The sequence below is a fragment of the Bacillus sp. SN32 genome (assembly GCF_002837495.1).
Classification (GTDB): domain Bacteria; phylum Bacillota; class Bacilli; order Bacillales; family Bacillaceae; genus Bacillus; species Bacillus subtilis.
Genome location: NZ_PJCT01000001.1, coordinates 413,534 through 435,162 on the forward strand (window position 1 = coordinate 413,534; position 21,629 = coordinate 435,162).

At 45.7% G+C, this 21,629-nt stretch carries 23 protein-coding genes, 1 riboswitch and 1 other annotated feature; of the genes, 17 read left to right on the forward strand and 6 right to left on the reverse strand.

Going from position 1 to position 21,629, the window contains the following annotated elements:
* Positions 1–2: 2 nt before the first annotated feature.
* The 5 genes from dppE to CW370_RS02330 all read left to right on the forward strand — a co-directional run bounded on the left by dppE (position 3) and on the right by CW370_RS02330 (position 5,685).
* Complete coding sequence (gene dppE / locus CW370_RS02310; RefSeq protein ID WP_080263064.1) at positions 3–1,652, forward strand: dipeptide ABC transporter substrate-binding protein DppE; 1,650 nt, start codon at positions 3–5, stop codon at positions 1,650–1,652.
* 87 nt (positions 1,653–1,739) lie between these two features.
* Positions 1,740–2,699 (forward strand): S66 peptidase family protein, encoded by a 960-nt coding sequence (locus CW370_RS02315; RefSeq protein WP_003232606.1) that lies wholly within the window; start codon positions 1,740–1,742, stop codon positions 2,697–2,699.
* Positions 2,696–3,796, forward strand: a complete 1,101-nt coding sequence (ykfB, locus tag CW370_RS02320) for an L-Ala-D/L-Glu epimerase (RefSeq protein ID WP_029946644.1) — start codon at positions 2,696–2,698, stop codon at positions 3,794–3,796. The genes CW370_RS02315 and ykfB overlap by 4 nt, the downstream gene beginning before the upstream one ends.
* Positions 3,793–4,683 carry a gamma-D-glutamyl-L-lysine dipeptidyl-peptidase gene (gene eepC / locus CW370_RS02325; protein WP_024573562.1) on the forward strand — a complete coding sequence of 297 codons (891 nt, stop codon included), beginning with the start codon at positions 3,793–3,795 and terminating at the stop codon, positions 4,681–4,683. Before ykfB ends, eepC begins: the two co-directional genes overlap by 4 nt.
* A 12-nt stretch (positions 4,684–4,695) precedes the next feature.
* On the forward strand, positions 4,696–5,685 hold the full coding sequence (locus CW370_RS02330; protein WP_024573561.1) for an ABC transporter ATP-binding protein: 990 nt from the start codon (positions 4,696–4,698) through the stop codon (positions 5,683–5,685).
* A gap of 42 nt (positions 5,686–5,727) precedes the next feature.
* On the opposite strand, the gene pgl is transcribed toward CW370_RS02330, so the two are convergent.
* Positions 5,728–6,777: a 6-phosphogluconolactonase gene (pgl, locus tag CW370_RS02335; RefSeq protein WP_024573560.1), complete on the reverse strand. Its 1,050-nt coding sequence runs from the start codon at positions 6,775–6,777 to the stop codon at positions 5,728–5,730.
* An 89-nt stretch (positions 6,778–6,866) separates the two neighbouring features.
* Entirely contained in the window at positions 6,867–7,727 is an 861-nt protein-coding gene (locus CW370_RS02340; protein WP_024573559.1) for a dimethylarginine dimethylaminohydrolase family protein, read from the reverse strand.
* A gap of 159 nt (positions 7,728–7,886) precedes the next feature.
* Between CW370_RS02340 and CW370_RS02345 the strand changes: the two genes are divergently transcribed.
* Positions 7,887–8,405, forward strand: a complete 519-nt coding sequence (locus CW370_RS02345; protein WP_003232595.1) for an acyl-CoA thioesterase — start codon at positions 7,887–7,889, stop codon at positions 8,403–8,405.
* Between the two features lie 225 nt (positions 8,406–8,630).
* On the forward strand, positions 8,631–9,842 hold the full coding sequence (gene hmpA, locus CW370_RS02350) for an NO-inducible flavohemoprotein (RefSeq protein WP_324777674.1): 1,212 nt from the start codon (positions 8,631–8,633) through the stop codon (positions 9,840–9,842).
* A 76-nt stretch (positions 9,843–9,918) separates the two neighbouring features.
* Here hmpA and CW370_RS02355 read toward each other — a convergent pair whose 3' ends face one another.
* On the reverse strand, positions 9,919–10,143 hold the full coding sequence (locus tag CW370_RS02355; RefSeq protein ID WP_029946312.1) for a hypothetical protein: 225 nt from the start codon (positions 10,141–10,143) through the stop codon (positions 9,919–9,921).
* Positions 10,144–10,291: 148 nt separating this feature from the next.
* Here CW370_RS02355 and CW370_RS02360 point away from each other — a divergent pair, with 148 nt between their 5' ends.
* The 9 genes from CW370_RS02360 to CW370_RS02400 all read left to right on the forward strand — a co-directional run bounded on the left by CW370_RS02360 (position 10,292) and on the right by CW370_RS02400 (position 17,257).
* Positions 10,292–11,023 (forward strand): DUF421 domain-containing protein, encoded by a 732-nt coding sequence (locus CW370_RS02360; RefSeq protein ID WP_017695102.1) that lies wholly within the window; start codon positions 10,292–10,294, stop codon positions 11,021–11,023.
* A gap of 90 nt (positions 11,024–11,113) precedes the next feature.
* Positions 11,114–11,641 (forward strand): DinB family protein, encoded by a 528-nt coding sequence (locus CW370_RS02365; RefSeq protein ID WP_017695101.1) that lies wholly within the window; start codon positions 11,114–11,116, stop codon positions 11,639–11,641.
* Positions 11,631–12,149, forward strand: a complete 519-nt coding sequence (locus CW370_RS02370; protein WP_101169466.1) for a GNAT family N-acetyltransferase — start codon at positions 11,631–11,633, stop codon at positions 12,147–12,149. The genes CW370_RS02365 and CW370_RS02370 overlap by 11 nt, the downstream gene beginning before the upstream one ends.
* A 32-nt stretch (positions 12,150–12,181) precedes the next feature.
* Positions 12,182–12,293: riboswitch (guanidine-I (ykkC/yxkD leader) on the forward strand.
* A 77-nt stretch (positions 12,294–12,370) separates the two neighbouring features.
* Positions 12,371–12,709: a multidrug efflux SMR transporter subunit YkkC gene (gene ykkC, locus CW370_RS02375; RefSeq protein ID WP_024572769.1), complete on the forward strand. Its 339-nt coding sequence runs from the start codon at positions 12,371–12,373 to the stop codon at positions 12,707–12,709.
* Positions 12,709–13,026 carry a multidrug efflux SMR transporter subunit YkkD gene (gene ykkD / locus CW370_RS02380; protein ID WP_014476583.1) on the forward strand — a complete coding sequence of 106 codons (318 nt, stop codon included), beginning with the start codon at positions 12,709–12,711 and terminating at the stop codon, positions 13,024–13,026. The genes ykkC and ykkD overlap by 1 nt, the downstream gene beginning before the upstream one ends.
* A 70-nt stretch (positions 13,027–13,096) precedes the next feature.
* Complete coding sequence (gene purU, locus CW370_RS02385; RefSeq protein WP_014479590.1) at positions 13,097–13,999, forward strand: formyltetrahydrofolate deformylase; 903 nt, start codon at positions 13,097–13,099, stop codon at positions 13,997–13,999.
* A gap of 87 nt (positions 14,000–14,086) precedes the next feature.
* Positions 14,087–14,297 (forward strand) — a binding site (T-box leader).
* A gap of 52 nt (positions 14,298–14,349) precedes the next feature.
* Positions 14,350–15,447: a glutamate 5-kinase gene (gene proB / locus CW370_RS02390; protein WP_024572768.1), complete on the forward strand. Its 1,098-nt coding sequence runs from the start codon at positions 14,350–14,352 to the stop codon at positions 15,445–15,447.
* 11 nt (positions 15,448–15,458) lie between these two features.
* Positions 15,459–16,706 (forward strand): glutamate-5-semialdehyde dehydrogenase, encoded by a 1,248-nt coding sequence (gene proA, locus CW370_RS02395; protein ID WP_017695097.1) that lies wholly within the window; start codon positions 15,459–15,461, stop codon positions 16,704–16,706.
* Between the two features lie 125 nt (positions 16,707–16,831).
* Positions 16,832–17,257, forward strand: a complete 426-nt coding sequence (locus tag CW370_RS02400; protein WP_024572767.1) for an organic hydroperoxide resistance protein — start codon at positions 16,832–16,834, stop codon at positions 17,255–17,257.
* Positions 17,258–17,288: 31 nt separating this feature from the next.
* On the opposite strand, the gene ohrR is transcribed toward CW370_RS02400, so the two are convergent.
* Positions 17,289–17,732: an organic hydroperoxide resistance transcriptional regulator OhrR gene (gene ohrR, locus CW370_RS02405; protein WP_024572766.1), complete on the reverse strand. Its 444-nt coding sequence runs from the start codon at positions 17,730–17,732 to the stop codon at positions 17,289–17,291.
* A 141-nt stretch (positions 17,733–17,873) separates the two neighbouring features.
* Between ohrR and CW370_RS02410 the strand changes: the two genes are divergently transcribed.
* Positions 17,874–18,284 carry an organic hydroperoxide resistance protein gene (locus tag CW370_RS02410; RefSeq protein WP_003232570.1) on the forward strand — a complete coding sequence of 137 codons (411 nt, stop codon included), beginning with the start codon at positions 17,874–17,876 and terminating at the stop codon, positions 18,282–18,284.
* A 329-nt stretch (positions 18,285–18,613) separates the two neighbouring features.
* Here CW370_RS02410 and guaD read toward each other — a convergent pair whose 3' ends face one another.
* Both guaD and metE read right to left on the reverse strand, forming a co-directional pair.
* The gene (gene guaD / locus CW370_RS02415) at positions 18,614–19,084 is read right to left on the reverse strand and encodes a guanine deaminase (RefSeq protein ID WP_003245084.1); all 471 of its coding nucleotides are present in this window, start codon (positions 19,082–19,084) and stop codon (positions 18,614–18,616) included.
* A gap of 173 nt (positions 19,085–19,257) precedes the next feature.
* Positions 19,258–21,546 (reverse strand): 5-methyltetrahydropteroyltriglutamate--homocysteine S-methyltransferase, encoded by a 2,289-nt coding sequence (gene metE / locus CW370_RS02420; protein WP_101169467.1) that lies wholly within the window; start codon positions 21,544–21,546, stop codon positions 19,258–19,260.
* Between the last annotated feature and the right edge of the window lie 83 nt (positions 21,547–21,629).

Consider the following 21,629-nt stretch of genomic DNA (forward strand, 5'->3'; position numbering starts at 1 on the left):
ACATGAAAAGGGGGAAGAGGATGAAACGAGTGAAAAAGCTATGGGGCATGGGTCTTGCATTAGGACTTTCGTTTGCGCTGATGGGGTGCACAGCAAATGAACAGGCCGGAAAAGAAGGCAGTCATGATAAGGCAAAAACCAGCGGAGAAAAGGTGCTGTATGTAAATAATGAAAATGAACCGACTTCATTCGATCCGCCGATCGGCTTTAATAATGTGTCATGGCAGCCGTTAAATAACATCATGGAGGGGCTGACGCGTCTTGGCAAAGATCATGAGCCCGAGCCGGCAATGGCGGAGAAATGGTCTGTTTCGAAAGATAATAAAACTTACACATTTACGATTCGGGAAAATGCGAAATGGACAAACGGAGATCCTGTAACAGCCGGAGACTTCGAATACGCGTGGAAGCGGATGCTTGATCCGAAAAAAGGCGCTTCATCGGCATTCCTAGGTTATTTTATTGAAGGCGGCGAAGCATATAACAGCGGGAAAGGGAAAAAAGACGATGTGAAGGTGACGGCAAAGGATGATCGAACCCTTGAAGTTACATTGGAAGCACCGCAAAAATATTTTCTGAGCGTTGTGTCCAATCCTGCGTATTTTCCGGTAAATGAAAAGGTCGATAAAGACAATCCAAAGTGGTTTGCTGAGGCGGGTACATTTGTCGGAAACGGCCCGTTTAAGTTAACGGAATGGAAGCATGATGACAGCATCACAATGGAGAAAAGCGACACGTATTGGGATAAAGATACAGTGAAGCTTGATAAGGTGAAATGGGCGATGGTCAGTGACAGAAATACAGATTACCAGATGTTTCAATCAGGGGAACTTGATACCGCTTATGTCCCTGCTGAGCTGAGTGATCAGCTGCTTGATCAGGATAACGTCAATATTGTTGACCAGGCGGGTCTCTATTTCTATCGATTTAATGTCAACATGGAGCCGTTCCAAAATGAAAACATCAGAAAAGCCTTTGCGATGGCTGTGGATCAAGAGGAAATTGTAAAGTACGTCACGAAAAATAATGAAAAACCGGCGCACGCCTTTGTATCGCCTGGGTTTACGCAGCCTGACGGCAAAGATTTCCGTGAAGCAGGCGGAGACCTGATCAAGCCTAACGAAAGCAAAGCGAAGCAGCTGCTCGAAAAGGGCATGAAGGAAGAAAACTATAATAAGCTTCCTGCGATCACGCTTACTTACAGCACAAAGCCGGAGCATAAAAAGATTGCCGAAGCTATTCAGCAAAAATTGAAAAATAGCCTTGGAGTCGATGTGAAGCTGGCCAATATGGAATGGAACGTATTTTTAGAGGATCAAAAAGCGCTGAAATTCCAATTCTCTCAAAGCTCATTTTTGCCTGATTATGCAGACCCTATCAGTTTTCTGGAAGCCTTCCAAGCGGGAAATTCGATGAACCGCACAGGCTGGGCCAATAAAGAATACGATCAGCTGATCAAAAAGGCAAAAAATGAAGCCGGTGAAAAAACACGGTTCTCTCTTATGCATCGAGCTGAAAAGCTGCTCATCGATGAAGCGCCGGTCATTCCGGTTTATTTTTATAATCAGGTTCACCTGCAAAATGAACAAGTAAAAGGAATTGTCCGTCACCCTGTCGGCTATATCGATTTAAAATGGGCAGATAAAAACTGATGGAGGTGATTGAGGAAATACTGCTTCTTTATGCGAAGGAGCGGTATTTTTTCTCTTTCTTGCACGTATACGTAGGGTGCAGAGCAAATGAAAGGAGTGTTTTCGTTGAATTACAAGCCGAAAGCGCTGAAAAAGGGTGATACAGTCGGAGTGATCGCGCCTGCAAGTCCGCCGGATCCAAAAAAGCTTGACACCGCGCTTTTATTTTTAGAAGAGCTCGGTCTTCAGGTGAAGTTGGGCAAGGCACTGAAAAACCAGCACGGCTATTTAGCGGGACAGGATGATGAGCGGCTGGCGGATCTCCATGAGATGTTCAGAGACGATGAGGTAAAAGCAGTGTTGTGCGCATGCGGGGGTTTTGGGACAGGACGTATCGCCGCGGGCATTGATTTCAGCTTGATCCGCAAACACCCTAAAATCTTTTGGGGATACAGCGATATTACGTTTTTACATACTGCCATTCATCAAAACACAGGTCTTGTCACCTTCCATGGCCCGATGCTCAGCACGGATATTGGCCTTGACGACGTTCACCCGCTGACAAAAGCGTCATATAAGCAGCTCTTCCAGGAGACGGAATTCACCTATACAGAAGAGCTTTCTCCGCTGACCGAGCTTGTTCCTGGAAAAGCGGAAGGCGAGCTTGTCGGGGGAAATCTGTCTTTGCTGACGTCTACACTGGGCACGCCATTTGAAATTGATACGAGAGGAAAGCTTCTGTTTATTGAAGATATTGACGAGGAGCCTTATCAAATCGACCGAATGCTGAATCAGTTGAAAATGGCGGGGAAGCTGACGGAGGCGGCGGGAATTCTAGTTTGTGATTTTCACAATTGTGTCCCGGTGAAGCGAGAGAAGTCTCTCTCGCTTGAGCAGGTGCTGGAAGACTATATTATATCTGCGGGCAGGCCCGCTCTGAGAGGATTTAAAATCGGCCACTGCTCGCCAAGTATTGCCGTTCCGATCGGTGCGAAAGCTGCTATGAATACAGCAGAAAAAACAGTCGTAATAGAGGCGGGCGTTTCAGAAGGGGCGCTGAAGACATGAAAATCATTCGAATCGAAACAAGCCGAATCGCCGTTCCGCTGACAAAGCCGTTTAAAACCGCGCTTCGCACTGTGTATACGGCTGAATCAGTCATAGTAAGGATTACTTATGACAGCGGTGCAGTCGGATGGGGAGAAGCACCCCCGACGTTAGTGATTACAGGAGACAGCATGGATAGCATTGAAAGTGCCATTCACCATGTGTTGAAGCCGGCATTGCTTGGAAAAAGCCTGGCGGGCTGTGAGGCCGTTCTGCACGACATCCAGCATCTTCTTACAGGAAATATGAGCGCGAAGGCTGCTGTAGAAATGGCGCTATACGACGGCTGGGCGCAGATGTGCGGGCTGCCGCTTTATCAAATGCTTGGCGGATATCGAGATACGCTGGAAACAGATTATACCGTCAGTGTCAACTCACCTGAAGAGATGGCAGCTGATGCCGAGAATTATCTCAAACAAGGCTTTCAAACGCTGAAAATAAAGGTCGGAAAAGATGATATTGCAACAGATATCGCCCGTATCCAGGAAATCAGAAAACGTGTCGGATCAGCTGTGAAACTGCGTTTAGACGCTAATCAGGGGTGGAGGCCGAAGGAAGCGGTAACTGCCATTCGGAAAATGGAGGATGCGGGTCTAGGCATTGAGCTTGTCGAGCAGCCTGTCCATAAAGATGATCTCGCTGGGCTTAAAAAGGTGACAGATGCAACAGATACGCCGATTATGGCTGATGAAAGTGTTTTTACACCGCGCCAGGCGTTCGAAGTTCTGCAAACCCGGAGCGCAGACTTGATCAATATTAAATTGATGAAAGCGGGCGGCATTAGCGGAGCAGAGAAAATTAATGCCATGGCGGAGGCCTGCGGGGTGGAGTGTATGGTCGGCAGCATGATCGAAACGAAGCTGGGCATTACGGCCGCGGCGCATTTTGCGGCAAGCAAGAGAAACATCACGCGCTTTGATTTTGACGCGCCGCTGATGCTGAAAACAGATGTATTCAAAGGCGGCATAACATATAGCGGCAGCACGATTTCGATGCCTGGCAAACCGGGCCTCGGAATCATCGGGGCTGCGCTTTTGAAAGGGGAAAAAGAGCAATGATGCACACTGTCATATCAGCAGTGGCCAACATCTGGACAGCGCCTGATTCACCTCGTCCGTCTGATCAATTCATGCTTCAACCGACTGTAAGGATCAGAGACTGGCTGGAGCGCATGACGTATGATGAACGGCTTGGATTATGTACAGACAATGTAATCCAAACTCAGGTTCTCTTTGGCGAAAAGGTACTTGTGACGGCGGAACAGGGGGAATGGGTTTCTGTGATCGTGCCTAGCCAGCCATCCCGAAAGGATCCGCGCGGATACCCGGGCTGGATGAAAAAGTACCAGCTGGAAAAAACAAAGCCCATCCATACACAACACGATGTGATGATCAGCAAACCTGCTGCCTTTTTGTACAGAAGCAATGGGGAAAAGGAGATCGAATTAAGCTTTTTAACGGTTCTCCCCTTCATTGCAAAAGAAAACGGATATTTTAAGGTTTCGACCGTTTTTGGGGAAAGGTTTGTGAGGCAAAGTGATGCAGTGCCTGTCAGCCAACAGAAAGGGACTGCTGAAGACATCATTCAAACGGGTGCGTTTTTTCTTGGCCTTCCCTACCTGTGGGGAGGGATCAGCGGGTTTGGGTTTGATTGCTCCGGATTTATGTACAGTATATTTAAGGCGAATGGATATAGCATCCCCCGTGATGCGGGAGATCAGGCTAAGGCGGGGAAGGGTGTCCCGCTTGATGATATGAAGGCTGGTGACCTGCTGTTTTTTGCTTATGAGGAAGGAAAAGGAGCGATTCATCACGTCGGTCTGTATGTAGGCGGCGGGAAAATGCTGCATTCTCCAAAGACAGGGAAATCAATCGAAATCCTCACATTAAAAGAGACAATCTATGAAAAAGAATTATGTGCGGTGCGCCGCTGTTTTTCAGAATAAGGAGGGAGACAAATGACGCCACTGCCTTTGTTAGAGGTCAGCAAGCTAAAAATGCATTTTGACGCAGGGAAAAAGCGAACAGTTAAAGCCGTCGATGGGGTCACCTTCCAGATTCGTGAAGGAGAAACGTTCGGGCTAGTCGGGGAATCAGGGTGCGGGAAATCAACCTTGGGGAGAGTGCTGATGCGCCTTTATCAGCCGACAGAAGGAAGTGTGATATACAGAGGCACAAATCTTCATGCACTGAGTGAAAAAGAGCAGTTTGCCTTCAACCGCAAACTGCAGATGATTTTTCAGGACCCTTATGCTTCACTTAACCCGCGCATGACCGTTCGAGAAATTATTTTGGAGCCGATGGAGATTCATAATCTCTACAATACCCATAAAGCACGGCTTCTCGTCGTGGACGAGCTGCTTGAGGCAGTTGGGCTTCACCCCGATTTTGGCAGCCGTTATCCGCATGAATTTAGCGGCGGGCAAAGGCAGAGAATCGGGATTGCGAGAGCACTGTCGCTGAATCCTGAATTTATCGTGGCGGACGAACCGATTTCTGCACTTGATGTCTCTGTTCAAGCGCAGGTGGTCAACCTGCTGAAGCGGCTTCAAAAAGAGAAAGGGCTAACGTTTTTATTCATTGCCCATGATCTTTCGATGGTGAAGCATATCAGTGACAGGATCGGTGTCATGTACTTAGGGCACATGATGGAAATTACAGAGAGCGGCACCTTGTATCGTGAACCGCTCCATCCCTATACAAAGGCGCTTTTGTCCTCGATTCCGATTCCAGATCCTGAATTGGAGGACAAGCGTGAGCGTATTCTCTTAAAAGGAGAGCTGCCGAGCCCGGTCAATCCGCCAAGCGGCTGCGTGTTTCGGACCCGCTGTCCGGAGGCGATGCCTGAATGTGGGGAATCTCGTCCCCAGCTTCAAGAAATCGAACCCGGCCGTTTTGTCGCTTGCCATCTGTATCGAAATGCTGAAACGAAGGAAAAAGTGAGATAAATAAAAAGAGTGGCTCCTTTTTGCTAGAGCCACTCCATTTGTTTATACTTGATGTAAAAACTTTACACAAACCGGGTAAGGGACAGAAACCGTTGATGGGAGGAGTGTCAATCGGCCGGTTTCTTTGTCTCTTTCAAACAAGACAAGGTTGCCTGTTTCTTCATTTGAAGCAACGAGGAACCCTTCCGTTGGGTCAAATACAAAGTCACGAGGCCAGTTTCCTTCTGTCGACACTCTTTCTACGAAAGCCAGCTCTCCTGAATATTGATTCACTTCAAATACGGCGATACTGTCATGGCCGCGGTTTGCGACATAAACAAAACGTCCGTCCTGCGTGACATGAATTGCGCTTCCCTGGCTGTTATCTGTAAAATCATCAGGGATGGCAGAAACGACTTGGATTTCTCTAAATTCGCCGGCTGTCGGGTTGTATTCAAGCGCAATCACTTCATTGCTTAATTCTGTCATGACATAAGCGTATTTTTCTTTCGGATGAAAAGCGATATGGCGAGGTCCTGCACCGGGAGCGAAGGAATGGCTTCCGGATTCAGTCAATACGCCGTCTTTCATCTTATAGGTGTACAGCTTATCTATACCTAAATCAACCGCTACCACATAATTGTGTTCAGGTGTGAACCCCGCGTAGTGTGTATGCGGTTTTTCTTGTCTTTCGTGCGGCCCTCTTCCTGTGTGAGCGGCCTCTGAAACAGGTGATTGCAAACTGCCGTCTTCCTGAACCGGAAAAACGTGTACCTTCCCGCTGTGATAATTGGCAGTCAGTACGAATTGATTTTGATCATCAACGCTTACGTGGCATGGCGAAGGGCCATCAATTAACTGATGATTCAGAAATGTCAATTCGCCGCTGTTTTTATCGATTTGATAGGCAGCAACTCCGCCTTGGCCGTCTGCTTTTTCGATGGAGTAAAGGATGGTGTTGTTTTTATTCGGCGCCACATATGTCGGGTTGCCCAGCTTAGCGGCCAGCTTTGGCTCGCTCAATGCTTTTTTCTCAGTATCAAGCTCAAATGAATAAATTCCTTCGCTTCCGCCTTTTGTATATGTTCCCACATATCCTATGTATTTTGTCATGCGATTTCCCCCTTAAAAATGATGTCACCTCTATATTAACGTATCTTGCTAAAATAAGCTGTTCAAAACATGAAAAAGGGGAAGATTCTTCAATCGCCTCGAATCAGCGGCATTGTGCAGCACCTGAAGGAGCCGCCCGATTTAATAATTTCTGACAGGTCAATTTCGATAATGTGATAGCCTCTTTTCGATAGCTGTTGATTGACATGGCGGTTGCCAGGGAGACTGATGATCGTTTTTTTTCCGATTGAAAGGACGTTGGTGCCAAGCGTAAATTGTTCGTCCTCGGGCACCTCAATAAGATCATAACGTTTTGCCAGCATATCGGCTGCCTTTGGCTCTATGGCTTGTGGATAAATTAACGCTTCGCTTTCAGATACAATGTTAAATACGCAGTCCAAATGCAAAAATTTTTCATGCAGCTTCACTGGAACGATCGTGTATTCAGGAAGTGCCTCTTCCAGCTGGCCGATAGCCGAAATGTCGGTGCGCTGGCTGATTCCGACATAGACAATGTCATCATCGATAATGACGTCTCCGCCTTCAATACTCGTATCAAGCATGCGGGTGTAAGAGATACCTTGGCTGTGAAAAAAATCTTTTATAACGGCTTCTTCTCCTTGGCGAATCGGTTCAGTCATGCTCGATAGGAACGCTTTTTCTCCGATGACAAACCCTATATCCCTAGTGAAAACCTGTTCTGGGAGTCCGTCGCGAACGGGCAAAAGGACGACCTCAACGTTGTGTGACCTAAGTGCCTCCACTAAACGGCTGTGCTGGTCGTTGGCGGTTTTTACATGAATATTGTCATCTTCAAAATGTTTTTGTGTTTCGTTTATAACATCTTTTATGGTCATGTGCTCAGGTTTGCATAAGATCACTTTCTGAAGTGTGCCGTATTCCGTTCGGCATACTGTTTTGTGCTGAGATTTCGGGATGGATACGTCCATTTGTTTTTCCTCCTAAAGTGTGAAGAATACATTTATTATTCCCTCATCATGAAAATCATTAAACCATTTTAAATTTTAGACAAATGGAAGAGAATATTGTTTAATAGGAGAATATAAGTGCATTTAGCTAAAAGATCAGACATCAAAGGGGAGAAAGGTATGGAAACACCGGAAACAAGATTTTGTAAAGAGTCAAAGGTTGTAAAAACCAGCAGGGTGTTCCCGCTTGACACGAACAACCATAATACGCTGTTTGGCGGAAAATTAATGAGCTACATCGATGACATTGCCTCTATTTCCGCGGCGCGCCATTGCAGACGTGAAACCGTAACGGCTTCAATGGATTCTGTAGATTTTTTAAAGCCGATCGGGCAAAAGGATTCTGTCTGCCTAGAGTCATATGTGACATGGGTCGGCACATCTTCTATGGAAGTATTTGTGAAAGTCATTAAGGAGCATTTGATGACTGGCGAACGGGAACTCGCTGCCACATCCTTTTTGACATTTGTCGCATTAGATTCAAATGGCAAGCCGGTGCCTGTACCGAGAGTTGTACCGGAAACAGAAGAAGAAATCATGCTTCATAATACAGCAGTACAGCGCGCTAATGAACGAAAGAACCGCAAGAAACACAGCCAGGCGCTTGCAAATGCGCTCGGAACTGATAAACCTTGGTGACGTTAAACCCAAAACATAAGTTGTTTTGGGTTTTTTTGTACTTTTCAATGGTGATTATTACAATGGTTAGTCCGTTTTTGCTAGGGGATTCTATAAAAAAGTAACAAATGTCATGTTAAATTGATAATTTTGTGACAACTTTATTAAAGATTCATTTAAGATATATCTTTTATTCCTAAGATCATGTATTTTAAAGATATATTCTAAATACATCTTTTCGAAAGGATTGTTTATACAATGTTAGATAACAAAACAATCGAAATTATTAAAAGCACTGTACCCGTATTGCATCAGCATGGAGAAACAATCACTGGCCGTTTTTACGATCGGATGTTTCAAGACCATCCAGAGCTTTTGAACATTTTTAATCAAACAAACCAAAAGAAAAAAACACAGCGAACTGCACTGGCAAATGCTGTTATTGCAGCTGCGGCAAACATTGACCAATTAGGAAACATCATTCCGGTTGTCAAACAAATCGGCCACAAGCACCGCAGTATCGGAATTAAGCCTGAGCACTACCCAATCGTCGGTAAATATTTGCTGATTGCGATTAAAGATGTATTGGGAGACGCTGCAACCCCTGACATTATGCAGGCATGGGAGAAAGCGTACGGAGTCATTGCTGACGCGTTCATCGGAATTGAAAAAGACATGTATGAACAGGCGGAAGAGCAAGCCGGCGGCTGGAAAGAGTATAAGCCATTCGTTATCGCAAAAAAAGAGCGAGAAAGCAAAGAAATTACATCCTTCTATTTGAAAACGGAAGACGGCAAGCCGTTACCTGAATTCCAAGCAGGGCAATATATCAGCATCAAAGTGCGGATTCCTGATTCTGAATATACGCATATCCGCCAGTACAGCCTGTCTGATATGCCGCGAAAAGACTATTATCGAATTTCCGTGAAGAAGGATGGTGTCGTGTCTTCCTACTTACACGATGGGCTGCAGGAGGGAGATTCAATAGAGATCAGCGCACCGGCAGGGGACTTTATTTTAGATCCTGCATCACAAAAAGATCTCGTTTTGATCAGTGCCGGAGTTGGCATTACACCAATGATCAGCATGCTGAAAACATCTGTTTCCAAACAGCCTGAACGGCAAATTCTGTTCATTCATGCGGCGAAAAACAGTGAATATCATGCATTGCGCCATGAAGTAGAAGAGGCAGCGAAACATTCTGCTGTTAAAACAGCATTTGTGTATCGCGAGCCGACAGAGGAAGACCGTGCAGGTGATCTGCATTTTCATGAAGGACAGATTGATCAGCAATTCCTCAAAGAACTGATTGCCAACACAGATGCGGATTACTATATTTGCGGTTCACCGTCGTTTATTACGGCAATGCATAAGCTTGTATCAGAACTCGGATCAGCGCCGGAGTCTATCCATTACGAGTTATTCGGTCCGCAATTAAGTTTGGCGCAGTCCGTTTGAACACATACATGAAACTCTTCTCCTTTCAGAGAAGAGTTTTTTATTGAGATATAAGAAGGTAGACAAACGCCGGTTTCTACATCCGGACAATCACAGACCCGCCGCCATTTGTGCATACACGGTTTTGCTGTTCTTGCATTGTTCTCAGCAATTCATTGTTTACCTCAATCGCTCTAATTAGTTGCTCCATCCTTAGCTCCAAACCGGCCAGCCTGTCGATTGTTTGCTGCTGGTAGCCCGCGGGTTGGGGAGCCAATGGCAGATCAAAGGGCCAAAGGGTATTCGACTTCTGATTTTTCATATTGCGTATTGCGCCTCCAATCGGTGTCACTTTCTATTATGTTATGTTCAGGCGATGTGCACGTTCGCCTATTTAGACACTGATGCATAGAGGGCCTGCCAAGGGGCACAATAGGCTCAATATGACCAGCGGATGGAGGTAAAGATCGGTGTTATGGATGATATGGGTATTTTTACTGAAGCCAGTTATCGTATTTTCGATTGCATATATTTTATTTCGGCTTGCCGGTAAAAAAGCTGTGTCACAAATGAACAATTTTGATCTGCTTTTGACCTTCGCAATCGGAACTATTATCAGTGAGCCGATCCTTACATCCAAGCTGCCGATGTCAATTTATTATGCGGGTGCTTTTTTGGTGCTTTATCTTATCATGAGCAAGCTCTCTTTATCTAATAAATGGCGATGGCTCCTAGTCGTGAGCCCGACTGTCCTTATCCGGAACGGGGATATTGATGAACGCGGCCTTCGTAAAGAAAGGCTGACTGTTAATGAACTGCTCGGAAAGCTGAGGGAAAAGGGCTATGCCGACCCGGCTGACATTGATCTTGCTATCATTGAAGAAACGGGAGAAGTAAGCGTCATCCCGAAAGAGGAAGCGAGAGCGGTACAGGTGCGGGATTTGAATATGGAAGCTGAACGGAATTTTATCCCGATTCCGCTCATACTGGATGGCGAAATCCTTGATCATAATTTGAAATATCTCCAAAAAAACCGATCCTGGCTGTTTGAGAAGCTTGAGGAAAAAGGGTACAGCCCCAAACTGCTGTCTTCGATCACCTTAGGCACGATGAATGCGCGAGGTGATATATCCCTTGATTTAAATACCTCTAATGACCCGCAGCATGATCCTTACTTATATAAACCGGGAAATAACAACTAAGATGGCTCTCTCTTGTAATGAGAGCTTTTTTCTTTTTTAAAGGGAATTTTTGTTTGGTGTCAAATGTACCTGTTAGGAGGGGAACTGAACATGAAGGACTTATCCATAAGAAACGACATGGCGCCAACGGTCAGTCTGCTGTATTCCGCAGTGGAAGAAAACAGTCTCCGTCTGGCTTCTATCGTAAGCCATATGACACACAGTGAACTTTACTATAAGGGGCGCTGCCAAACAAAAAACAGCACGGCTCAGCTTTTGCACCATATCACAAATGTTGATATCAGATGGGTCTGGCGTATCAAGGAAAATCGGATACCGAACCATATTGAACAGGCATACGGCCCGATGACGGATGAAAGCGGACGGCTGCCTGAACCGGTGAATCAGCCAGGCTTAGATGAACTTCTGAAAAGACATCAGCATGTAGTAGACGAGCTGAAATCGGTATGCTTCACTTTAACTGAAAATGCTTTGAACCAGCCGCTTTCTTTCGAAGGTGACACCGCGACGATACGATGGGGAATTTGGCATATGGCAGATCATAACCGCTATCATCAGGCACATATTGAAGCTCTCAAAAAAGAATGGAAGCAGGATGTGGCGAAGTATGAACGCTAAAACGAAGCTTGTGACCGATCGAATTCGTTTGCGCTGTATGGAAGATCGGGATCAAGCCAATTTGTTTGGGCTGCTTTTTAATGATCCTGACGTCATGAAATATTATTCCGGTTTAAAAGATAAGAGGCAAACCCGCGAGTGGATCAATTGGAACCAACGAAATGAAAAAGGGTACGGCGTTAGTCTGTGGATCGCCGAAGATAAGCGGACAGGGGAGTTTTTGGGGCAATGCGGCATCGTTCCCCAGCAGATCGAAAATCAAACCGTAATGGAAATTGGCTATATGTTTGCCCGCCGCCACTGGGGGAACGGCTATGCGCAAGAAGCGGCTCGGGCCTGTCTGGACTATGGCTTTAACAAGCGGCAGTTCGGCAAAATGGCGGCTTTGATTGATCCGGGTAACAAAGCGTCCATACGGGTAGCGGAGAAAATCGGCATGCATTACAGCAAAACGATCAGAAAATGGAATAAACAGATCGCGGTATATGAAAGAAAATCTTACAATTGAAAGATAGAGCTGAGTTTAGTATCATGATATCATGTAAAGTTTTCTAGGGTTCCGCATGTCAATTGACATGGACTGGTCCGAGAGAAAACACATACGCGTAAATAGAAGCGCGTATGCACACGGAGGGAAAAAAGCCCGGGAGAGTCAATCTCATGTGAGACGACTGTCCGGGGTTTTTTTGTTTTCGGAGAATCCTAATAGATAGAAAGGAATGACTCAAAATGAAATGGGGATTGGTCGTGCTTGCCGCTGTTTTCGAGGTTGTTTGGGTGATAGGCTTAAAGCACGCTGACTCAGCCTTAACATGGAGCGGCACTGCCATCGGCATCATATTCAGCTTTTACCTTCTAATAAAGGCGACTCACAGTCTGCCTGTTGGTACCGTGTATGCCGTCTTTACCGGGCTCGGCACAGCGGGAACAGTACTTAGTGAAATCGTTCTGTTTCATGAACCGATTGGATGGCCGAAGCTATTGTTAATTGGCGTGCTCTTAATCGGTGTAATCGGGTTGAAGCTTGTGACACAGGATGAGACAGAGGAAAAAGGAGGCGAGGCATAATGCTGCACTGGATCAGTTTACTGTGCGCGGGCTGTTTAGAAATGGCCGGCGTGGCCCTTATGAATCAATATGCGAAAGAAAAAAGCGTGAAATGGGTGCTGTTGATCATTGTTGGTTTTGCCGCTTCATTTTCCTTGCTGTCGTACGCAATGGAAACCATTCCGATGGGAACGGCTTACGCGGTCTGGACAGGAATTGGCACCGCTGGCGGGGCGCTTGTCGGCATCCTCTTTTACAAGGAGCAGAAAGACGCCAAACGGATCTTCTTTATCGCGTTGATTTTATGCTCAGCGGTTGGTTTAAAAATTCTGTCATAAATTGATTTTTATCAAATCTTCAGTATAATGGATAAATAGTTTAGACTTACAAAGATAAGAGGGATTATTCATGAAATCATATATGACTCAGCGGTTGGACGAATACCGTGACGGAAATGAGGATAAAGGGCGGCTCTTGGTCAGCTGCCCCGATCAGCCGGGTATCGTCTCTGCAGTTTCTGCGTTTTTATTTGAACACGATGCCAATATTATAGAATCAAATCAATATACGACAGACCCTGAAGGCGGCCGGTTCTTCCTGAGAATCGAATTCGACTGCGCGGGCATTCGTGAGAAAAAAGCATCTCTTCAGGCGGCGTTTGCCTCTGTAGCGGAAAAATTCGACATGACATGGAGCTTAACTTTGGCAAGTGAATTGAAGCGTGTCGCCATTTTTGTTTCAAAGGAGCTTCATTGCCTGCATGAGCTGATTTGGGAATGGCAAACCGGCAACCTGATGGCGGAGATCGCTGTTGTCATCAGTAACCATGAGGAAGCGAGAGAGCTGGTTGAGCGCCTGAACATTCCATTCCACTATATGAAAGCGAACAAAGACATCAGAGCGGAAGTCGAAAAGAAGCAGCTTGAACTGCTGGAGCAGTACGATGTTGATGTCATCGTGCTTGCACGCTATATGCAGATTCTAACTCCTGATTTTGTTTCGGCTCATCCGAATCGCATCATCAATATCCACCATTCATTTCTGCCTGCTTTTATCGGTGCGAATCCGTACAAACGGGCTTACGAGCGCGGCGTGAAACTGATCGGTGCGACATCTCACTATGTGACAAACGATCTTGATGAAGGACCGATCATTGAACAGGATATTGAGCGCGTGGACCACCGCGATAATGCGGAAGCGCTGAAAAACATCGGAAGAACAATTGAACGCAGCGTGCTTGCCCGTGCTGTGAAATGGCATTTGGAAGACCGTGTCATCGTTCATGAAAATAAAACAATCGTCTTTAACTAGACTGCAAGAGGCCCGCGCAATGCGGGCTATTTTTGATGACAAAAAACCTTGACAAGTGTCTTTTTTCTTTGCATAATATAAAAAAATCATTGAGCGTTGAAGAGGATTAGTAAGCAGATCTTTCTGTGACAGAGAGCAAAATGAATCGCTGAAACATTTTGCCGCATGAAACCTGCCGAACCTGCCTTGGAGTCCTAGGGGGAAAACCTAGGCGCATAACCTGGCGTTACAGGAGAGCGGAGCGTGCACAAGCGCGTTCAATCAAGGTGGTACCACGGAAACCCATTTCGTCCTTATGAATCAGGATGAAATGGGTTTTTTTATTGTAGAAGAGCCGCGGAGGAGAATAAATGAAAAAACAAAGAATAGTAGTGAAAATAGGAAGCAGTTCGCTCACAAATAGCAAAAGAAGCATTGATGAGGCAAAAATCAGAGAGCATGTTCAGGCGATTTCCGTGTTAAAAAAAGCGGGGCATGAAATGATTCTGATTACCTCGGGTGCCGTAGCGGCGGGGTTTTCCAGCCTCGGATATCCGTCCCGTCCCGTTACCATCAAAGGAAAACAGGCGGCGGCCGCGGTCGGACAAACACTGTTAATGCAGCAATATATGAATCAATTTAAACAATACTCACTGACTCCGGGACAAATCCTTTTAACGAGAAATGATTTTTCGAAAAGAGAACGGTATCGAAACGCGTATGCTACGATAATGGAATTATTGGAACGCGGCGTCATTCCGATTATCAACGAGAACGATTCTACGTCTGTTGAAGAATTGACATTCGGAGATAATGATATGCTTTCTGCGTTAGTCAGCGGATTGATTCACGCGGACCAGCTCATGATTCTCACTGACATTAACGGACTGTATGATGCCAATCCAAATGAAAATCCTGAGGCGAAACGATTTGATTATTTGCCGGAGATCACGCCTGAATTGCTTGGATATGCAGGTTCAGCCGGATCAAAGGTCGGCACCGGCGGAATGAAATCAAAGCTGTTAGCCGCACAAACCGCGCTGTCTCTGGGAGTGAAAGTATTCATTGGAACTGGCAGCGGAGAGCAAAAACTTGCGGACATTTTGGACGGCAGGGGAGACGGCACTTATATCGGAGACAAAGAACTATCTTCGGTTAACAACACAAGGCAGTGGATTCAGTTCCACTCGCCGATATCGGGAGAAATTATCATTGATGCGGGTGCCGAGGAGGCGATGATCCATAATGGAAGCAGCCTTTTGCCCGCTGGCGTTGTGGGTGTGAACGGAAGCTTTCCGAAAGGGGCGGTTGTGGAAGTCAGGGGACCGGGCGGCGTGATCGGCAAAGGCCAAACCCATTACTCCTCTGAGGAGATTATGGAAGCCAAAGGCAAACGCAGTGACGAACTTGATTTTGAGAAAACGTTTGAGGTTATTCATAGGAATGACTGGGTCAATGTAAACGACTAGGAGGCGGAAAAATGAGTGAAGTTTCTGTAAAAGCGAAGCTGGCGAAAGAAGCAGCAGCCGAAATGATCATGAAAACAACAGCCGAGAAGGATGAGGCGCTCAGCCTCATTGCAAACGGACTCCGCAAAGAACTTGATTTTCTCTTGGCGGAGAATGCAAAAGACATTGAGAACGGAAAAGAGAATGGTTTAACACCGGACATCATTGACCGTCTCACATTGGATGAGAAACGGATACGCGATATCGCGGACGCGGTGGAGCTCTTAATCGACTTAGCGGACCCGGTCGGCGACTCTCTTGAAACGATCGAAAAAGAAAACGGCCTGTTTATTGAAAAAATCCGTGTGCCGCTCGGTGTCGTAGGAATGATTTATGAGGCGAGGCCAAACGTCACAGTTGATGCGGCTACCCTTTGCCTGAAGACAGGGAACGCGGTTGTTCTGCGGGGAAGCTCCTCAGCCATCCATAGCAACAAAGCGCTCGTCAGTGTCATTCACAGAGCACTTGAGCAATCAGCGCTTCCGATTCACGCTGTGCAGCTGATTGAGGATACGAGCAGAGAGACAGCAAAAGAGCTCTTTACGTTAAATGATGGTTTAGACGTATTGATTCCGCGCGGAGGCAAGAAACTGATTGATCTCGTTGTGAGAGAATCAACAGTTCCTGTACTAGAAACGGGAGCAGGAAACTGCCACATATTCATTGACGAAACAGCCAAACCGCAAATGGCAGAAAAGGTTGTTGTAAATGCCAAAACGCAGCGCCCTTCTGTATGCAACGCGATTGAATCATTGCTGATTCACAAGGCTTGGGCGAGACAGCACGGGAAAGAATTGCTGGACCAGCTGGAAAACGCGGGAGTTGAAATTCGCGGTGATGAATTGGTATGTGAACTTCATCCTTCAAGCAAACAAGCATCAAAAGAAGATTGGGAAACCGAATTTTTAGCGCCTGTCCTCAGCGTAAAGACGGTTGAAAACGTCCGAGAAGCTGTAAAGCATATCCAACAATACGGCACCAATCATTCTGAAGCGATTTTAACTGAAAATGACAAAAACGCGGCATATTTTCAAACGGCTGTCGATGCTGCCGCTGTCTATCATAACGCGTCAACCCGCTTTACCGACGGCTTTGAATTCGGCTACGGAGCCGAAATCGGCATCAGCACGCAAAAGCTTCATGCAAGAGGACCGATGGGGCTTCCTGCACTGACTTCTACAAAATACATCATTAAAGGAACTGGGCAAATCCGTGAATAGCGGGGCAATGTTCAATGAAAAAGCTTATCTCGTAATGAGATAAGCTTTTTTATACGTGAAAAATTGACATACCAAAATTAATTGTGTACAATTTAATTGTATAAAATATATTGGGGGAATGAAAAATGAGTCAGCCATTATTTACAGCAACTGTTTCAGCGGTAGGAGGAAGAGAAGGAAAGGTCATTTCATCAGACCGCGTTCTTGAGCTTGATGTCGCAATGCCGGGGACACCGAGAGCCAAGAAATTAGAAAAAGCGACAAATCCAGAGCAGCTGTTTGCAGCAGGTTATGCAGCTTGCTTTGACAGCGCCCTGCAGCTTGTCGCAAGAACAGAACGAGTAAAAGTAGAGACAGAGGTTACAGCGAATGTAAGCCTGTTAAAGGATGAAGCGGACCAGGGCTACAAGCTTGGTGTGACGCTGCAAGTAAAAGGAGAAGGAGTCAGTGCATCAGAATTGGAGGCGCTTGTGAAAAAAGCGCACGGCGTCTGCCCGTATTCAAAAGCAACCTCCGGAAATATTGATGTGACACTTGAGGTTACTGAATAAATAAAAAGAGGATGCCTTGTACAAGGCATCCTCAATTTTTTTGATGAAGTGTTTCCAGCAATGTATATAGAGCGGATTTTAACTGTTTGAGATCCTCTCCAGACTGCTTTGAGAGCCCCAGAATTGTCTCTGGGATGTCAACCGCTTTATCCTTTAATAACGCTCCGTCCTCTGTCAGGCTGATCAACACGGACCGCTCATCCTCTTCTGATCTTTTTCTCGTAATCAAACCCTGTTGTTCCATTCGTTTAAGCATAGGAGTGAGCGTTCCTGAATCTAAATACAGCTGTTCGCCCATTTTTTTGACAGTAAGCGTTTCGTGTTCCCATAACAAAAGCAAAGCCAAATATTGGGGGTATGTTATATTCAGCTTATCAAGCAGAGGCTTGTATTGCTTTGTCATTTCCCGCGAACTCGCATATAGCAAAAAACAAAGCTGATTCTCCAATTTCATATGATCAAATTTATTTTCCATTTTGTTCACCAACTCTTTTTGTCATTCGATTCTATTGTATCTGAAAAACTTCACTTTTCCTATTCTCGGCAAACATAGCATGTTTAAAAAGATCAGAAAGGGAAATATAACAACTAGATACAAATAAGGAGGTTGGAAAATATGGCATTATTTACAGCAAAAGTAACCGCGCGAGGCGGACGGGCAGGACATATTACATCAGATGACGGTGTTCTTGATTTTGATATTGTCATGCCAAATGCCAAAAAAGAAGGACAAACCGGCACAAATCCGGAACAGCTCTTTGCGGCAGGGTATGCTGCATGCTTTGGCGGCGCGCTCGAACACGTAGCCAAAGAGCAGAATATCGAAATTGATTCGGAGATTGAAGGGCAGGTCAGCCTCATGAAGGATGAGAGCGACGGCGGGTTTAAAATCGGTGTCACACTTGTTGTGAACACGAAAGATTTAGATCGGGAAAAGGCACAAGAGCTTGTCAACGCCGCTCATGAATTCTGTCCTTACTCAAAGGCAACCAGAGGAAATGTTGATGTAAAACTAGAATTAAAATAATGACCGGCATCCTGAGTGTTCTCAGGATGTTTTTTGGTGTCGGAGCGGGTGTGATCTTTTCGAAGTCTGAAACATTTCTTATAAATGGATTCAGACTTATATCCATTATGAATTGACGCGGAACGGGGTAGGGGTGGGCACAGAAATTTAAAACGTCAGAGAAGCGATCACAGCGTTTAAAGCCTGCAAAAGTTACAGATGAAGGGGGCGGCTGGCTCGGTGTCTGCCAAGCTGAATTCCGGCGCGCATAATTGCTGTTTTGTATTTGCATAGGGCATAGCGGCTACTTGGAGAAATAACAAGGATCAGGCCGCACATGCCTGATCCTTTTAATATTCTTTCTTATTGGCGAAGTTCCGCCATGCTTGAAAAGGGGATAAATGCTCTGTTAGTGTCACTTGATAAAAGGGGATCGTTCTTTCTTCAGCAGGTTTATCAATTTCTTTATAAATGAATGAATCATCAAACCCGGCTTCGGCAGCGTCTGTGTGCTCAGCTGCATAGAAAACGGCTTTAGGCCGGGCCCAGTAGATGGCGCCCAAGCACATTGGGCATGGTTCACAGCTCGTATACAAAATGCAGTCATCAAGCTGGTATGCTCCTAGCACCTTACAGGCTTTCCGAATAGCTGTGACTTCCGCGTGGGCAGTCGGATCATTGCTTGTTGTGACGTTGTTCTGTCCCTCTGCAATAATGGCTCCGTCTTTCACGATAACGGCTCCAAAAGGCCCGCCGATTCCTGCATTCACTCCTTCACATGCGAGAGTGACAGCCCGTTTTAAGAACGTTTCATGATTCATCCCAATCCCTCCTGTCAATAGAGTGTTATTAGTATAGCCGAAAAGAATGCAAAGAACATTCTTAAAAAAGTGCAAAATAAACAAAGTAATTGGGGGATTTGCTAAAATAAGAAACTGATTGTGGCTGTATTATAGAAAAAAACCATCTGCCAAATGCAGATGGTTTTTTCAAATTATACTAGCTGTGTCTGCTGTGCTCTTGCCTGTTTTGCGGCTTCAACCATGTTTTTCAATGCTGCAACCGTTTCTTCCTGCTGTCTTGTTTTCAATCCGCAGTCCGGATTTACCCAGAAGCGGTCAGTCGGACAGACGGCAAGCGCATCTACGATAATATTGTACATTTCTTCAGTTGACGGCACACGAGGGCTGTGAATGTCATATACACCAAGGCCAAGCCCTTTCAAATACGGGTGGTTTTTTAAGTAATCTAAAAATCCTCCATGGCTTCTGCTATGTTCGATTGTAATCACATCGGCATCAAGATCATTGATTGTATCAACGATATCTTCGAAGTTGCTGTAGCACATATGTGTATGAATTTGTGTCTCGTTTTTCACGGAAGAAGTGGTTAATCTGAATGCTTCTGCCGCCCAAGTCAAATACTCATCCCAATCGCGTGTTTTCAATGGAAGGCCTTCGCGCAGCGCTGGTTCATCAACTTGAATGATTTGAATGCCTGCGTCTTCAAGCGCTTTAACTTCTTTGCGAAGGGCAAGCCCGATTTGGAAGGCGATTTCTTTCCTCGAGATGTCGTTTCGAGGGAAAGACCAGTTTAAGATTGTAACCGGGCCCGTCAGCATTCCTTTCACATGCTTGGAAGTCAATGACTGTGCGTAGACTGTGTCTTTCACTGTCATCGGTTCAATAAATTCAACATCTCCGTAAATGACTGGCGGGCGGACACAGCGTGAGCCGTATGATTGAACCCAGGCATATTTAGTGAAGGCGAAACCGGCCAGCTTTTCACCGAAGTATTCGACCATGTCTGTCCGTTCAAATTCGCCGTGAACAAGGACATCAAGCTCCAATTCTTCCTGAATATCAATCCATCTTTTTGTTTCCGCATTGATAAAGTTTTGATACTGTTCATCGGACCACTCAGCTTTCCGCCATTTTTGGCGTGCGCTCCGCACTTCAGCAGACTGCGGGAAGCTGCCGATCGTTGTCGTCGGCAAAAGCGTAAGGCCGAGAGATTCATTTTGCAGGGCTAAACGTTCTTCAAACGGAATCGGGCGCTTGAAATCTTTATCAGTTAATTGCTCAAGCTCTTTCTTTTGTTCAGAATTGGCGCCTGTTGCAAACTGCTTAAGCGCCTGGATATCAGCCTTAGCCTGCTGAATCTCTTCGCTGATCGCCGCTTTTCCTGATACTAAGCCTTCTTTCAAAGCTGTCAGCTCGGCCAGCTTTTCTTTTGCGTAGGATAATCCGTTCAATAGGTCTTTTTCCAAATGCTCATCAGGGTGTTTCGCTACTGGAACATGCAGCAGGCTGCTGGAAGGCTGAATCCACAGTTCATCAACTTTTGCAATGCTGAGAATATCAAGAACGGCATCGAGACGCTCTTCAAGGTCCGCTTTCCAAATGTTGCGTCCGTCGATAACGCCGGCTGCCAGCACTTTGTCTGTCGGAAAGCCATGTGTTTTAAGCTGTTCCAGGTTTCTGCCTTTGTCGTGAACGAAATCAAGGCCAATTCCCTGAACCGGGTAAGAGATCAGCTCTTCATAAGCATCAACAGAATCAAAATACGTCTGCAAAAGCACATTCAAGGATGAAAGCTCACTTGTAATGCTTTCAAATAATTCTTTTGCACCGCGGACATCTTCACTAGAGGCGGTAACGAGCGCCGGCTCATCGATTTGAACCCATTTTACGCCTTCTTCTTCAAGCTCTTTCAAAAGCTGTACATATAATGGCACAAGGCGTTTTTGGATCGCTTTTGCTTCAGACGGTTCATAGCCTTTAGCAAGCGTAACGAACGTATAAGGGCCGACAATCACAGGCTTTGTTTCCACACCGTATTCCTGTTTGATCCGGCGATAATCTTCGAGTTGTTTGTTTCTTGTCAGACGGAACTCAATGCTCTCGTCATATTCCGGAACGATGTAATGGTAATTTGTATTAAACCATTTTGTCATTTCACTAGATACGGCGTCTTTGATTCCGCGGGCGATAGCGAAGTATGTATCGGTAGCGTCAGTCAAATGTCTGAAACGTTTCGGGATCCAGTTGAAGCTGACTGCTGTGTCGAGTACATGGTCATACTGTGTGAAATCAGAAACAGGCACAACATCAATCTGCTGGTCAATTTGTGTTTTTACTGCAGATAAAAATAGTTCGTCGATTTGCTTCAAAAACGTATCTTTATCAGTACTGCCTTTCCAATACGCTTCAAGTGCTTTTTTCCATTCCCGGTTCAGTCCGATTCTCGGAAATCCTAAATTCGATGTTTTGATGGTTGTCATTGTTTCTCCTCCTTTATATGTAAAACACTCTCGTTAACCCGCGGATACAGGCTGCTAAGAGGTTTTCTCACAACAAAAAGCCT

What these genes read in the sequence shown, in the direction of transcription:
- proA (WP_017695097.1), top strand. Translation starts at nt 15,459, where the DNA reads ATGAGTGAAGTTTCTGTAAAAGCGAAGCTGGCGAAAGAAGCAGCAGCC.
- CW370_RS02365 (WP_017695101.1), top strand. Translation starts at nt 11,114, where the DNA reads ATGAAGGACTTATCCATAAGAAACGACATGGCGCCAACGGTCAGTCTG.
- CW370_RS02345 (WP_003232595.1), top strand. Translation starts at nt 7,887, where the DNA reads ATGGAAACACCGGAAACAAGATTTTGTAAAGAGTCAAAGGTTGTAAAA.
- ohrR (WP_024572766.1), bottom strand. Translation starts at nt 17,732, where the DNA reads ATGGAAAATAAATTTGATCATATGAAATTGGAGAATCAGCTTTGTTTT.
- CW370_RS02330 (WP_024573561.1), top strand. Translation starts at nt 4,696, where the DNA reads ATGACGCCACTGCCTTTGTTAGAGGTCAGCAAGCTAAAAATGCATTTT.
- pgl (WP_024573560.1), bottom strand. Translation starts at nt 6,777, where the DNA reads ATGACAAAATACATAGGATATGTGGGAACATATACAAAAGGCGGAAGC.
- metE (WP_101169467.1), bottom strand. Translation starts at nt 21,546, where the DNA reads ATGACAACCATCAAAACATCGAATTTAGGATTTCCGAGAATCGGACTG.
- ykkD (WP_014476583.1), top strand. Translation starts at nt 12,709, where the DNA reads ATGCTGCACTGGATCAGTTTACTGTGCGCGGGCTGTTTAGAAATGGCC.
- ykfB (WP_029946644.1), top strand. Translation starts at nt 2,696, where the DNA reads ATGAAAATCATTCGAATCGAAACAAGCCGAATCGCCGTTCCGCTGACA.
- CW370_RS02355 (WP_029946312.1), bottom strand. Translation starts at nt 10,143, where the DNA reads ATGAAAAATCAGAAGTCGAATACCCTTTGGCCCTTTGATCTGCCATTG.
- CW370_RS02370 (WP_101169466.1), top strand. Translation starts at nt 11,631, where the DNA reads ATGAACGCTAAAACGAAGCTTGTGACCGATCGAATTCGTTTGCGCTGT.
- ykkC (WP_024572769.1), top strand. Translation starts at nt 12,371, where the DNA reads ATGAAATGGGGATTGGTCGTGCTTGCCGCTGTTTTCGAGGTTGTTTGG.
- CW370_RS02315 (WP_003232606.1), top strand. Translation starts at nt 1,740, where the DNA reads ATGAAAGGAGTGTTTTCGTTGAATTACAAGCCGAAAGCGCTGAAAAAG.
- dppE (WP_080263064.1), top strand. Translation starts at nt 3, where the DNA reads ATGAAAAGGGGGAAGAGGATGAAACGAGTGAAAAAGCTATGGGGCATG.
- purU (WP_014479590.1), top strand. Translation starts at nt 13,097, where the DNA reads ATGAAATCATATATGACTCAGCGGTTGGACGAATACCGTGACGGAAAT.
- guaD (WP_003245084.1), bottom strand. Translation starts at nt 19,084, where the DNA reads ATGAATCATGAAACGTTCTTAAAACGGGCTGTCACTCTCGCATGTGAA.
- CW370_RS02400 (WP_024572767.1), top strand. Translation starts at nt 16,832, where the DNA reads ATGAGTCAGCCATTATTTACAGCAACTGTTTCAGCGGTAGGAGGAAGA.
- CW370_RS02410 (WP_003232570.1), top strand. Translation starts at nt 17,874, where the DNA reads ATGGCATTATTTACAGCAAAAGTAACCGCGCGAGGCGGACGGGCAGGA.
- eepC (WP_024573562.1), top strand. Translation starts at nt 3,793, where the DNA reads ATGATGCACACTGTCATATCAGCAGTGGCCAACATCTGGACAGCGCCT.
- proB (WP_024572768.1), top strand. Translation starts at nt 14,350, where the DNA reads ATGAAAAAACAAAGAATAGTAGTGAAAATAGGAAGCAGTTCGCTCACA.
- CW370_RS02340 (WP_024573559.1), bottom strand. Translation starts at nt 7,727, where the DNA reads ATGGACGTATCCATCCCGAAATCTCAGCACAAAACAGTATGCCGAACG.